This window comes from Vreelandella salicampi (assembly GCF_013415105.1).
GTDB classification, from domain to species: Bacteria; Pseudomonadota; Gammaproteobacteria; order Pseudomonadales; family Halomonadaceae; genus Vreelandella; species Vreelandella salicampi.
Genome location: NZ_JACCDF010000006.1, coordinates 1 through 13,660 on the forward strand (window position 1 = coordinate 1; position 13,660 = coordinate 13,660).

11 protein-coding genes are annotated in these 13,660 nt (G+C 55.5%); 5 read left to right on the top strand and 6 right to left on the bottom strand.

The features are described 5' to 3' along the window. Positions 1-200 precede the first annotated feature (200 nt). Positions 201-1,583 carry a nucleotide 5'-monophosphate nucleosidase PpnN gene (gene ppnN / locus HZS81_RS08090; protein WP_277814981.1) on the bottom strand — a complete coding sequence of 461 codons (1,383 nt, stop codon included), beginning with the start codon at positions 1,581-1,583 and terminating at the stop codon, positions 201-203. Positions 1,584-1,790: 207 nt separating this feature from the next. Between ppnN and HZS81_RS08095 the strand changes: the two genes are divergently transcribed. Then, positions 1,791-2,696, top strand: coding sequence for a LysR family transcriptional regulator (locus tag HZS81_RS08095; protein WP_179930219.1), 906 nt, complete (start codon positions 1,791-1,793; stop codon positions 2,694-2,696). Here the strand turns inward: HZS81_RS08095 and gcvP are convergent. Continuing rightward, positions 2,693-5,632, bottom strand: coding sequence for an aminomethyl-transferring glycine dehydrogenase (gene gcvP / locus HZS81_RS08100; RefSeq protein ID WP_179930058.1), 2,940 nt, complete (start codon positions 5,630-5,632; stop codon positions 2,693-2,695). The two genes, HZS81_RS08095 and gcvP, sit on opposite strands and share 4 nt — an antisense overlap. A 112-nt stretch (positions 5,633-5,744) precedes the next feature. Continuing rightward, positions 5,745-6,131, bottom strand: a complete 387-nt coding sequence (gene gcvH / locus HZS81_RS08105; protein WP_179930059.1) for a glycine cleavage system protein GcvH — start codon at positions 6,129-6,131, stop codon at positions 5,745-5,747. A gap of 435 nt (positions 6,132-6,566) precedes the next feature. On the opposite strand from gcvH, the gene HZS81_RS08110 reads away from it, so the two are divergent. Together HZS81_RS08110 and gcvT are read left to right on the top strand one after the other, a co-directional pair. Next, positions 6,567-7,964, top strand: a complete 1,398-nt coding sequence (locus HZS81_RS08110; RefSeq protein ID WP_179930220.1) for an alanine/glycine:cation symporter family protein — start codon at positions 6,567-6,569, stop codon at positions 7,962-7,964. An 84-nt stretch (positions 7,965-8,048) separates the two neighbouring features. Beyond that, positions 8,049-9,179, top strand: coding sequence for a glycine cleavage system aminomethyltransferase GcvT (gene gcvT / locus HZS81_RS08115; protein WP_179930060.1), 1,131 nt, complete (start codon positions 8,049-8,051; stop codon positions 9,177-9,179). Positions 9,180-9,206: 27 nt separating this feature from the next. Here gcvT and HZS81_RS08120 read toward each other — a convergent pair whose 3' ends face one another. The 3 genes from HZS81_RS08120 to HZS81_RS08130 all read right to left on the bottom strand — a co-directional run bounded on the left by HZS81_RS08120 (position 9,207) and on the right by HZS81_RS08130 (position 11,978). Continuing rightward, on the bottom strand, positions 9,207-10,196 hold the full coding sequence (locus HZS81_RS08120; protein WP_179930061.1) for a LysM peptidoglycan-binding domain-containing protein: 990 nt from the start codon (positions 10,194-10,196) through the stop codon (positions 9,207-9,209). Continuing rightward, positions 10,133-11,014, bottom strand: a complete 882-nt coding sequence (locus HZS81_RS08125) for an acyltransferase (protein WP_179930062.1) — start codon at positions 11,012-11,014, stop codon at positions 10,133-10,135. The genes HZS81_RS08120 and HZS81_RS08125 overlap by 64 nt, the downstream gene beginning before the upstream one ends. Before the next feature lie 76 nt (positions 11,015-11,090). Continuing rightward, positions 11,091-11,978: a LysR family transcriptional regulator gene (locus HZS81_RS08130; protein WP_179930063.1), complete on the bottom strand. Its 888-nt coding sequence runs from the start codon at positions 11,976-11,978 to the stop codon at positions 11,091-11,093. Positions 11,979-12,201: 223 nt separating this feature from the next. Here HZS81_RS08130 and HZS81_RS08135 point away from each other — a divergent pair, with 223 nt between their 5' ends. Beyond that, positions 12,202-12,900 carry a CoA transferase subunit A gene (locus tag HZS81_RS08135; protein ID WP_179930064.1) on the top strand — a complete coding sequence of 233 codons (699 nt, stop codon included), beginning with the start codon at positions 12,202-12,204 and terminating at the stop codon, positions 12,898-12,900. 86 nt (positions 12,901-12,986) lie between these two features. Then, positions 12,987-13,655: a CoA transferase subunit B gene (locus HZS81_RS08140; RefSeq protein WP_179930065.1), complete on the top strand. Its 669-nt coding sequence runs from the start codon at positions 12,987-12,989 to the stop codon at positions 13,653-13,655. Positions 13,656-13,660 lie beyond the last annotated feature (5 nt).

Consider the following 13,660-nt stretch of genomic DNA (forward strand, 5'->3'; position numbering starts at 1 on the left):
CTTCCAAGCCCAGGCCGAGGGTCAAAATCTGTGTGCCGTCCATGCCATGCCTCCTGTCGTCGTGGAGGTCATATCCTGGCCCAGATCAGGGGGTGAATTCCACACCCAACGACGAAGAGCCTATTTTGATGATGCCGGTAGCTCGCCGATACGGGTCAGAATCGGCGAGCTTAAGCTAGGCTAGTGTTATTAAGTGTGCGCTATTTCAGTATGTAGCAGGGTGTGTAGGTGTCGCCGTCGAGCTTCATGCGTCCTTGGGCCACAAATGAACTGAGTAGGGCATCTAAGCGGCGCATCAGCTCGGGGGCGGCAGTGAGCTCAAAGGGGCCGTGGGCCTCGATGGCGAGAATGCCTTGTTCTTTGACGTTGCCAGAGACGATTCCTGAGAACGCACGGCGCAAATTGGCCGCAAGCTCGTGGGTTGGCTGATCATTATCGAGCTTTAGCGAGCGCATTGCCGCGTGGGTAGGCTCAAAGGGGGCTTGGAAATCCCGTGCCACGGTTAAGCGCCAGTTATAGTAGAACGCATCTTGATGGGTGCGGCGGAACTCGGTGACTTCATCCACTCCACGCCGCACTTGTCGCGCGACTTCGACGGGGTTGCCCGTGATGATCGTGTAGTAGTCACGTACGGCGTCGCCAAGGGTGTAGACCAAAAACTCGTCGATTTTCTGAAAATAGTCAGCTGAGTCTGCTGGGCCAGTGAAAATCAGGGGAAAAGGGATGTCGGCATTACTGGGGTGAAGCAAAATGCCCAGGAGATAAAGAATTTCTTCTGCCGTGCCGACGCCACCGGGAAACACAACGATCCCGTGGCCTAGGCGGACAAACGCTTCCAGGCGTTTTTCGATATCCGGCATCACCACCAGTTCATTGACGATAGGGTTGGGCGCTTCGGCAGCAATAATCCCCGGTTCAGAAATACCTAAATAGCGACCTTCACGGCGGCGCTGTTTGGCGTGAGCGACGTTGGCGCCTTTCATAGGGCCTTTCATTGCGCCGGGGCCGCAGCCGGTGCAAATATCTAAATCGCGAAGCCCCAGGTGGTAACCCACGTCTTTGGTGTATTCGTACTCATCGCGTGAGATGGAGTGCCCACCCCAGCACACTACCAAACTTGGGTCGCGGCTAGGCTTTAGCGTGCCCGCCTTGCGCAGAATATGAAATACCGCGTTGGTGGTCCCTTCACCGGTGGTGAGGTCAAAGCGGTTGTGCTGCTGGATTTCGTTGTAGACGTAGACAATGTCGCGTATCACCGCCGATAGGTGTTCGCGGATACCGCGGATCATGTGGCCGTCGACAAAGGCTTCCGCCGGGGCGTTGGTGAGCTTTAAGCGAATGCCGCGATCCTGTTGTAGCACTTCAATGTCAAAATCTTTATATGCCTCCATGAGCGCCAGGCTGTCATCGGTTGGGTTGCCGCAATTAAGTACCGCGAGTGCACAGCGGCGCAGCAACTCGTGCAGGCCGCTTTTCGAGGTGCGGTGCAGCCGATTCACTTCGTGCTGTGAGAGCACTTCGAGGCTGCCTTCGGGAGAGATGATGCTCGACAGCGTCGGGCGCGGCTGGGGGGTATGGCTCATAGTGGGGCTATCCATCCTGGGCTTATTCAACGTGCTGATAGAGTGTGTTTGAAAACAAAAGGGTAAAACAAGTTGCGACGAACGTAACAAAAATACGTGACGAAATATTACCACGACGCTTCGCGGGATACAGCGAGTGGGCACGAGGCGTGGTGCAAGTGTGCTACTATGCTGAGCGCTTTCATTGTCACGTTTTGGCTCGCCGCTATGTTTAATGCGTACTACTTTCGTACCTACATCACGCTGGTAGAAACGGGTAGCTTTACCCGTACTGCGCAGCGGCTGGAAATGACCCAGCCGGGAGTGAGCCAGCATATCCGCAAGTTGGAAACTTACCTGGGTAAACCCCTGTTAGAACGCCAAGGGCGGCGTTTTATCCTGACCGAAGCCGGTCGGCGGGCCTACGATTACGCCCTCAAGCTCTTTGCCGAGCATGAGCAGTTTCGCCACGGCCTCGATGATGATTCGCTGGATAGCGGTGAGTGTCGTATCGCTTCGCCAGGAAGCGTGGGGTTGATGTTTTACCCTTATATTTTGGGCCAGCAGCAAATGCGCCCCAATTTGACGGTCAACTATAGCTTCGCGTTCAACCATGAAATCATCACCGATTTAATCAATGGCCGTTATGATATTGGCATTGTGACAGAAGCGGTGAAGCATCCAGAGCTGAGTTGCGAGGTTTGGCTCAAAGAGCCGTTGTGCCTGGTGGTGCCGGCGGATTTTGCCGGAAGCACACTGTCGGATCTGATGGGAATTGGCTTTATCAACTATTACGATGGCATCAATCACGCCACCATGCTGTTGAAAGAAAATTACCCCGATGCGTTTCGCTCCATGGCGCACTTTCGCCACCAAGGTTTTACCAACGAAGTGAGCATGGTGCTGGATGCCGTTGCGCGGGGGTTGGGATTTACCGTCGTATCCCGGTTGGTGCTGGAAACGTCACCTTGGCAGCGCCAGGTTAAAGAGCTCAACCTGGCCAATGGCGTGGATGAAGTGCTTTACTTGGTGCACCGTCGCGGCGCTACATTACCTAAGCGCTATGAGAAGCTGCTCTCGGGATTCCGAGAGCAGCGTGGCCATGAAAAGGTATACGACAAAACGCCGAATTAGTCGTGGTACTCGTCAATCGTCGGGCAAGAGCAAATAAGCTGCCGGTCGCCGAAGACATTATCCACGCGGTTTACCGCCGGCCAGTACTTCGCCGCTTTTACTGCGTCGGTGGGGAAGGCGCCAATCTCGCGATTATACGGACGCTCCCAGCTTGCATCTATTAGATCCGCCATGGTGTGCGGGGCGTTGACCAGTGGGTTATTTTCCAGTGGCCACTCGCCGCTTTCTACCTTACCTATCTCCTCGCGGATACGGATCATCGCCTCGCAGAAGCGATCAATTTCGTAGCGTGACTCCGACTCGGTGGGCTCGATCATCAGCGTCCCGGGCACCGGAAAAGACATGGTCGGCGCGTGGAAGCCGTAATCCATCAGCCGCTTGGCGATGTCTTCTTCACTGATACCTGAGGCGGCTTTTAGCGGGCGGATATCGATAATGCACTCGTGGGCGACGGTGCCATTTTCACCTTTGTAGAGCACCGGGTAGCTGTCTTCCAGGCGCTTGGCGATGTAGTTGGCGTTGAGGATCGCCAGCTCGGTTGCCTCGCGCAAGCCGCGCGCGCCCATCATTTTGATGTACGCCCAAGAGATCGGCAGGATGGAGGCGCTGCCAAAGGCAGCAGCAGAGACGGCGCCGCTGGTTGCTTGCACACCCTCAATCGGGGTGACGGTGTGGTTGGCCACAAACGGTGCCAGATGCGCTTTGACGCCAATCGGCCCCATGCCTGGGCCGCCACCACCGTGGGGAATGCAGAACGTCTTGTGCAGATTGAGGTGTGAAACATCGCCGCCGAAATCGCCGGGACGAGTGATGCCGACCTGGGCGTTCATGTTGGCGCCGTCAACGTACACCTGCCCGCCGTGCTGGTGCACTACGTCGCACACCGCGCACACGTGGGATTCAAACACCCCGTGGGTGGACGGGTAGGTGATCATGATCGCCGACAATGTATCGCGGTGCTGCTCGGCTTTTTGGGTGAGGTCATCCAAGTCGATGTTGCCATCGCTATCGCACTCAACGACCACTACCTTCATGCCTAGCATGGCGGCTGACGCGGGGTTGGTGCCGTGCGCGGAGCTGGGGATCAAGCACACATCGCGGTGCGCTTCATTCTGTGCGGCCTGGTAGCGGCGAATGGCCAATAGGCCAGCGTATTCGCCCTGAGCGCCGGAGTTGGGCTGCATCGAGATGTGGTCGTAGCCGGTAATCTCGACCAGGAAGGCCGCTAACTCGTCGATCATCTGGTGGTAGCCTGCCACCTGATCGCGCGGCGCAAATGGGTGCAGGTGGGCGAAGGCCGGCCAGGAAACCGGAATCATCTCGCTGGTGGCGTTCAGCTTCATGGTGCACGAGCCCAGCGGGATCATAGCATGCGCTAGCGATAGGTCTTTGTTTTCCAGACGTTTCAAGTAGCGCAGCATCTCGGTTTCGCTACGGTAGCGTTTGAACGTCGGGTGCGTGAGAAAGTCACTTTCACGCTGGCAGACGTGGGGAATCCCGGATACGCCATCTGCGACGACGCTTTCATCTAGCCTCGCCACGGATAGGCCATGTTCATCACCGAGGATCACGTCAAACAGCAACGCGACATCGTGTGCGGTCGTGGTTTCATCCAAGCTGATACCCACATCACCGCCGGCGAAGAAGCGCAGATTAACATCGTGGGTCATGGCTCGACCGTGAATCTTGCCGCTATCCACGCCGGTTAAGCGCAGCGTATCGAACCAGGTATCGTGCGCGAGGGCTACGCCCGCTTGCTTGAGACCGTGAGCAAGAATCGTGGTCAAGCGCTGTACGCGGTGGGCGATGGTACGCAGGCCGTCGGCGCCGTGGTAGGTGGCGTAAAAGCCAGCAATATTGGCCAAAAGCGCTTGCGCGGTGCAGATGTTAGAGGTCGCCTTCTCGCGGCGGATGTGCTGCTCGCGGGTCTGCATCGCCATGCGTAGCGCCGTGGTGCCGCGTGTATCTTTGGAGACGCCGATAATACGGCCGGGGATTGAGCGCTTAAGCTTGTCTGAGGTGGCAAAAAACGCTGCGTGTGGGCCGCCAAAGCCCATAGGGACACCGAAGCGCTGCGAGCTGCCCACGACGATATCAGCGCCAAGCGCGCCTGGTTCTTTTAGCAACACTAGGCTTAACAGGTCCGCCGTTACACAGGTCATCACATTGCGCTCAGCTGCTGTACTCAGAAGCGGAGCAAGGTCGCGCAGTTGACCGCTATCGCCAGGGTATTGCAGCAGCGCGCCGAAAACGTCGTGTTCACTGAGAGTTTCGGCAGGGGCCACAATGAGCTCAAAGCCGAAGAATTCAGCGCGGGTTTTGAGTACATCCAGTGTCTGTGGGAAGACATCGTCGGCGACGAAGAACGCGTTGGATTTATTCTTTTTGTTGGCGCGCTTACACAGCGCCATGGCTTCAGCAGCAGCGGTAGCTTCATCCAGCAACGAGGCATTGGCTAGCTCCATGCCCGTTAAATCCATCACCACCTGCTGAAAGTTGAGCAGCCCTTCCAAACGGCCTTGGGAAATCTCGGGCTGGTAGGGCGTATAAGCGGTATACCAACCCGGATTTTCTAGCACGTTACGCTGAATGACCGCAGGCATGTGGGTGCCGTAATAGCCCTGGCCGATAAAATTCTTCGCGACGCGGTTTTGCCGTGCCAGTTGCGCCAAGTAGTCCAGTGCTTCCGATTCGCTGCGTGGCTCATCAAGCGCCAACTCCCGGCCGAGGCGAATATCGCTAGGGACCGTCTTCTCGATAAGATCCGCCATTGATGCAACACCCAGTGTGTTGAGCATGGCCTGAGTATCGCTGTCATCAGGGCCGTTGTGGCGCTTGATAAAGGCGTCATGGTCGGCCAGATCGGCCAGGCGGTGGGACGCCAAAGACCCAGAAACAGAAGACAGTGACCTAGAAGAATTAGGGCGGTGAGACATAGGGCGTAATCCAAAGACGGTTCTAAACGAAAACACAGGACAGGCGAACGAGTACGCCTGCTGGCGAGATCGATGATGGGATGCAGCAGGCGGCAGTGGTGGGGAAAGCGTTTTAGCTTTCTGCGTCGATTATAGCTTGGTAGCCGTCGGCGTCTAGCAAGCCTTCGACAGCGCCGTCGAGACGCACTTTCATGATCCAGCCGTCTTCGTAAGGGGCTTCATTGACATTTTCGGGTGCGTCTTCGAGGGCTTCATTCACTTCGACGACTTCGCCATTGATGGGAGCGTAAAGGTCAGAAGCGGCTTTGACCGACTCAATCACCCCAAACTCGTCACCTTTACTGAGCATTTGGCCCACTTCAGGCAGCTCGACGAAGACCACATCGCCCAGCGCTTCTTGGGCGTGGTCGGTGATGCCCACCGTGACGGTGCCATCGCCGTTATCCAGCACCCATTCGTGGCTTTCGGCGTATTGGAGATTACCCGGGACTTGGCTCATGATGATTTCCTATATGAAACAGTGGTCAACCGTACTTACCCCATGCTCTCATGCCGAGGTTAAGCGCTCAAAAAGTAGTGCGCATATTACCTTGTTTCCTTTTGGAAACAAATTTCTTGTCTTCCCCTTTGCTACTGCTGCCAGTTGTTTTAGTTTATGACGATGGTCTTGCTATTGGCATTGCCTAGAACAGTGAGTTTTGCTGATAAATAACGCCTTGGCTGTGAGGAAAACCATAATAAAGCGATGTGGTACATGAAAATGTCGTGTGTAAATTTGTGGTGACAACGTTGAAACGCGCTACGCGACAGTGCCTATTATGGTAGCGACAGAATAACCACGGTAAATGTAGCAAAACAGCAGCACGCCTGCTTACAAAACCAATGACATAAAACAACCGCAAAGGTTTATAAGGAGAGTCTCGTGGAACCACTAATGACATTCTTGAGCTCGGTGGAAGGCATCGTTTGGGGCGTTCCCATGCTGGTCCTTCTATTGGGTGTCGGTATCTACCTTCAGCTCGGCCTCAAGCTGATACCGATCCGCAAGCTCGGTACTGGCTTCAAGCTAATGTGGAAAGGTCGTGATCGGAAGTTGGCACCGGGCGAGAAGAAAACAGATCAAGAAGAGGGTGAGATATCGCCTTTCAATGCCCTGATGACCGCGCTGTCCGCTACCATCGGGACCGGCAACATTGCCGGCGTGGCCACCGCCATCTTCCTGGGTGGCCCGGGGGCGGTCTTCTGGATGTGGATCACCGCCCTGGTGGGCATGGCGACTAAATTCGCCGAGGCGGTGCTGGCCGTGCGCTATCGCGAGACCGACAGCACCGGCTATCACGTCGGTGGACCGATGTTCTATATCAAGAACGGCCTTGGCAAGAAGTGGTTGTGGCTGGGCGGCGCCTTCGCCCTTTTCGGCGCGGTAGCGGCCTTCGGTATCGGCAATACCGTGCAGTCCAACTCGGTGGCTGAAGGGCTCAGCGAGTCGTTAGGCGTGCCACATTGGCTTACTGGCCTAATCCTCATGGTCCTGGCCGGTGCTGTTATCCTCGGGGGCATCAAGCGTATCGCCAAGGTGGCAGGTAAGCTGGTGCCCATCATGGGTATCGCCTATGTGCTGGCGGGTATCCTGGTATTGATTCTCAACGCTGGCCAAATCGGCGAGGCGTTTAGCTTAATTTTCTACCATGCCTTTAATCCTATCGCCGCGGCAGGGGGCTTCGCCGGTGCTGGCGTGGCAATGGCGATTCAGTTTGGCGTGGCACGCGGTATCTTCTCTAACGAGGCGGGCCTAGGCAGCGCGCCCATCGCCCATGCGGCGGCGCAGACCAAGAACCCGATTAGGCAGGGCTTGATCGCCATGTTGGGTACCTTCATCGATACCATCATCGTCTGCTCCATTACTGCGCTGGTTATTCTCACCAGCGTTGAGTGGGATGGAGGTGAGACCGGTGCGCGCTTGACGGCGGTTTCCTTTGACCTGGCGCTGCCGGGAGTTGGGGAGTACGTGGTGACCTTTGCCCTGGCGGTCTTTGCCTTTACTACTATCCTGGGCTGGTCCTTCTATGGTGAGAAGTGCTTCCAGTTCTTGTTCGGTACCCGCTCGATCACGCTCTACCGGGTGCTGTTCATCATCGCGATTCCGCTGGGGGCCATGGCTAACTTGAATCTTGTCTGGGTACTGGCGAGTGTCTTCAATGCCATGATGGCGATTCCCAACTTGATTGCTTTGGCACTGCTGTCACCGGTTGTCTTCAAGCTGACCAAAGACTATTTCGATGGTAAAAATATACTGCCCGGTGAAGAACTGGACCACGACAAGCCATCGTAATGTCTTGACATAGCATCACGATATTGAGAGTGGGAAGGCGCGCCAGTGTCTTCCTGCTCTTTTTTCTAGCAATGAGGAAACGACATGAGCGACTTGAAGCAGACACCGCTTTCCCCCCTACACGTTGAGCTAGGGGCCAAGATGGTGCCCTTTGCTGGCTATGAGATGCCGGTGCAATACCCGCTCGGGGTGAAAAAAGAGCACGAGCACACCCGTGCTCAGTGTGGATTGTTTGATGTTTCGCACATGGGCCAAATTCTTGTACGCGGCGATAACGTGGCAGAAGCCCTAGAGACGTTGATTCCGGCCGATATTGTGGGCCTACCACAAGGCGCACAGCGCTACGGCCTTTTTACTAGCACCGAAGGGGGGATTCTAGACGACTTGATGATCGTGAATGCCGGTGATCATTTCTATTTAGTGGTCAATGCGGCGTGTAAAGAGCAAGACTTAGCCCACCTACGCGCGAATTTAGGCAATACCCATTCTATTGAGTATCTTGATGACCGCGCGCTGCTCGCGCTTCAGGGGCCAAAGGCGGCCGAGGTGATGGCGCGGCTATGTCCGCAAGCATGCGAGCTGGTATTTATGCAGCATTCGCGCTTTACGTTGGCTGAAGGTGAGCTTGCGGGCGAAGAAATTTGGATAAGCCGCAGCGGCTACACTGGCGAAGACGGGTTTGAAATTTCCGTCTCGGCGGATGCTGCGGAAACGTTCGCTAAACGACTGCTGGCAGAGTCCGAAGTCGAGGCGATTGGCTTGGGCGCGCGCGATTCTCTGCGCTTGGAAGCGGGTCTTTGCCTTTATGGCCATGATATGGACACCCAAACCACGCCGGTGGAAGCCGGGCTTATTTGGGCGATTAGCAAACCGCGTCGCCATGGCGGCGAGCGCGACGGTGGCTTCCCCGGGGCTAACCTGATCTTGCATCAGGTAGAGGCGAAAGATCACGCTCGCAAGCGGGTAGGGCTTGTGGCAGAAGGGCGCGCGCCGGTGCGGGAGGGCGCGCCGTTAGTCGATGCGGATGGCAACGAGATTGGCGTGGTTACGTCGGGTGGGTTCGGTCCTAGTCTGGGTAAACCGGTCGCCATGGGATACGTAAAGCGCGACTTTGAAGCCGTTGATACCCAGGTCTATGCTGAGGTGCGCGGCAAAAAGCTGCCCATGGCGGTAACGAAAACTCCCTTTGTGGCGCCGGGTTACTATCGCGGATAAGCGTCGTCGGTAATCTGCGATACGGGGTTATTTGAGTACCTCTCTCGGATCAATAGGTTTGCCCCCTTGGCGCATATCAAAGAGTAAATCGTAGCGTTGATTGCTGCTGTTTTGGCCAACGTCGCACAAAATGTCGCCAGTCTTAACGCGCACGCCTTCATCGACATGAAGCGTATCGCACAATGCATACACGCTCTGGAAGTTATCCGGATGGTGTACGATCACAACCTGGCCAAGCTGGCGCATGCTGCCGGCGAAGCGCACGTCTCCTGCGGCGACGGCCTTGGCTTTAGCCCCGGCCTGGGTGGCCAGTAACATCGGCTGCAGGGTGCCGCGGCTATCCGCACCAAAGCGGCGCACAATGCGATAGTCGTCCAATGGCCAAGGCCAGCGTCGCGCGGAAGCAGGCAAACCACCTGATGTTGAGCTTGCGGTGGGGGGGCTAGCAGAACCGCTAGGCGCTTTCGCGGCTTGGCCTGACGAACGGCGGCTGGCGCTTGCTGTTGCAGAAGCGCTAGAAAGCGGGACGCTAATCAACTGGCCCACTCGTAACTCGGTTGGGGAAACGCCTGAGTTAGCGCGCTGAATGTGGCGACTATTGGTACCAAAGTGACGGGCGATGGCGGCGTAAGTGTCGCCCGGGCGCACTTGGTAGCGGTACGGCCCACCGGAGGGTGCGCGTTCCCGCTGAGTGGGGATCAAAATCTTTTGCCCCACGGCAAGGCGGCGGGTGTCGGCGCTGGGGTTAAAGCGCTGCAAGCGTTCAAGGGGCACATCGGCGCGGTGCGCGAGTTTGCCCAATGTATCGCCGCGTTGGATGGACACCCAGTAGCCATTGATCGAATTCGCCTGCCTAACGGGCCGGTCAACGCGCTCAGGTTGACTCTGCTTACCGGCACATCCGGTTAGTGCCAGTACCGCCGCGATGACGACCGGTGCGAACTTACTAAGGCTTAATCGTGATCGGTTCGGCGGTCTAACTGCGCATCTTTTTCCTGCCACAGTGTGTTGATCCATGCGTGGAAGCGTTCCTTATGCTGCGATTGCGCGTGGTAGTGAGTATCTAGCATCCAAGCGGGTACTTCCAGCCGCCGTGCAGTAAGGGTAACAGGGGCCTCTTGCCCGCATAAGTACCCCCAAAAGGTCGGGTTTGGATTTTCGTAGCTGATCGTGACATCCAATATACCATCGAGTTGATCGCCCATCAGGTTAAGCACTTGCGCAACACCCCCCGCTTTAGGGCGCAGCAGGTGTTGGTAGGGACTTTGCTGGGCGTCGCGCTTGGCGGGCGTAAACCGTGTGCCTTCGACAAAATTAAAGATGGTGAGGGGGTGGTGTCGCGCGCGCTGGCACATACGTTCGGTGGCGCGGCGGTCGATGTCGGCCAGTTTGGGGTTTTTCTCAATCTGTTCCCGGGTGTAGCGGCGCATAAAGGGAAATTCAAGCGCCCAAAAGGCAAGCCCCACAATGGGGATCCAAATCAGTTGGGTTTTGAGAAAAAAACGCGGCATAGGAATGCGCCGATGCAGTGCCATAAACAGCATAAAAATATCGGTCCAGCTGCGGTGATTGGAGATCACCAGCCACCACTGATCCTGGCTTAAGGTATCCGGTACTTCTGCGCTTAGCGTGGGTTTTAACCAGTGGCGCATCCACCAAAGATTAAAACCAATCCAGTTCAGTGCGATGGCGTTTAAGCCTTTGAGCATCATGTCTTTTAGCGCTTGCGTCGGTGCAAGCAGTTTGAGCAGCGTGAGTACAATCAGCGGCACGCCCCAGAAACATGTGTTCACCATGAGCAGCAACGCGCTGATCAGCCCCTTAACAATTGGCATGCCTGATGCTTCCCCAATAGCGTTCTGTTGTAAGGGTAAATGCTAATGGATATTGCCCGTGCTTCACAGCGGTGCGTCATAGACTTGGCGCCTGAACCGTGTCGAGTAGAACATCGCGCAAGGCTTGCGCAGCGACGGAAAGCTCTTGTTGGGTCAAGATACCGACGCGACACGAAACCCCAGGCGTGGTGAGTGGTACGCAGTGTGCGCCGAGTTCGTGCATTTGTTGGATGCACATCGAAGGCACGGCGCTGACGCCCAAACCATCGGCCACCATACGGCCAACCGTTGAGAGTTGGTGGCTCTCAAACGCCACGGGCAAGGCAATCTCTTGTTGTTGAAGGGCTTGCTCTAGCAAGCGACGCACCAGCGAAGGCCGCTGCAGCGTAATAAAATCATGGGTCAGTAAATCCGCCCATGAAAGTTGCGTGGCCTGGGCTTGGCGGCTTGAGCGTGGCACTACAGCGACAAAATGATCCTCAAACAATGGCGTGAATAGTAGGCTACCGGTGCCTTCCGGCGCAAAGGCGATGCCCATCTCCACCTGCCGCGAACGCACCATATCGGTTACTTCTTCGTTGACGACATCGTGCACGGTAACGTTGATTTTGGGGTACTGCTGGCGAAACTGTACCAGGGCGGCGGGTAATAAGTTGCAGGCAAACGACGGCATCGCCGCGACGCTGAGACGCCCAAGCTGAAGTGTGAAACGTTGGCGCAAGCGCTCTTCGGTGTTATCCCACTGTGCTAACAAGTGCTTTGCTAGCGGTAAAAGCGATTCCCCTTCAGGGGTTAGGCGCACGCTGCGGGTACTGCGAATCAACAATTTGCCCCCCAGCGTTTCTTCCAACCCTTTGATGGCGAGGCTTAGGGCTGGCTGCGATAAATGCAGTCGCTCGCAGGCCTGAGTGAAGCTTAAGGTTTGCGCTACAGCAAGAAATGCGCGTAACTGTTTTACGGTCATGCTGAGAATTTACCGCTCTAATAGGAAAGTGTGTGCATAGCAAAGAATGTGAAGGTAGAGCAATATTGATAAGATTTAAAAATAAATTGATAAAAAAAACAAACTTAACAAATATATGCTCTGGCACAACACTGGCATCATGTAAGCGCTGGCGTAGCGAACGATGAATCATCTTCGTCCAGTGCATGGGATGTTATCAACCAACAACAAGCGAGGAACCACCATGTCAGGATTTGATAAGCGTGTCGCTTCTTACGAAGAAGCAATGCAGGGTATTGAAAGCGGAATGACCGTGATTGCGGGCGGTTTCGGCCTGTGCGGCATCCCGGAAAATTTGATTGCGGAAATCAAGCGTCGCGGCGTTAAAGATTTGACCGTGGTTTCTAATAACTGCGGCGTGGATGGCTTTGGTTTGGGGCTTTTGCTGGAAGATCGCCAAATCCGCAAGATTCTGGCCTCCTACGTTGGCGAAAACGCGATGTTTGAGCAGCAAATGCTCAACGACGAAATCGAGGTGGTGCTTACCCCTCAAGGCACGTTAGCAGAGAAAATGCGTGCTGGTGGTGCCGGTATCCCCGCTTTTTATACTGCCACAGGTTACGGCACACCGATTGGCGATGGCAAAGAAGTGCGCGAATTTAACGGCCGTCCGCACATTATGGAAGAAGCCATCATCGGTGATTTCGCCATTGTAAAAGGGTGGAAAGCTGACTGGTACGGCAACGTCATGTATCACCACACTGCACAGAACTTTAATCCGATGGCGGCCACAGCGGGCAAAATTACCGTGGTCGAGGTGGAAGAGATTGTTGAGCCGGGCGAGCTCGATCCGAGTCAAATCCATACGCCGGGTATCTACGTGGATCGTCTTATTCAAGGCACCTTCGAAAAGCGTATTGAGAAGCGCACCGTACATAGCTAACGCTTAGCGATACCCGTAAACAGGCTCAAATCGATTTCCATCTTGAGACAATACGACGTCTTGGGACAATAAGAGGTAAAGACACCATGGCTTTGACACGTGAACAAATGGCACAGCGCGTTGCCCGCGAATTAGAAGACGGTTTTTATGTGAACCTAGGTATCGGTATCCCGACGTTGGTAGCTAACTACATTCCTGATGGTATGGACGTTATGCTGCAATCAGAGAATGGTTTATTAGGCATGGGGCGGTTCCCGACCGAAGACGAACTCGACCCGGACATGATCAACGCTGGTAAGCAGACCGTGACCGCCCGCCCGGGCGCGGCGATTTTCTCCTCGGCGGAATCGTTTGCCATGATCCGCGGTGGCCACGTTGATTTAACGGTATTAGGCGCGTTTGAGATCGATCAAAACGGCAATATTGCCTCTTGGATGATCCCTGGTAAGTTGATTAAAGGCATGGGTGGCGCGATGGATCTCGTGGCGGGGGCGGAAAATATTATTTGCACCATGACCCACGCCTCTAAGCACGGTGAGTCGAAGCTTTTAGAGCAGTGTAACCTACCCCTCACGGGAGCAGGCTGCATTAATCGTGTGCTGACCGATCTGGCGTATCTGGAAATTAAAGACGGTGCTTTTATTCTCAAAGAGCGTGCTCCGGGCGTCAGCGTTGAAGAGATCGTCGAGAAAACGGCCGGAAAGCTGATTGTGCCCGACCATGTGCCCGAAATGACGTTTGTCGAGGCGTCTTAAGGTTA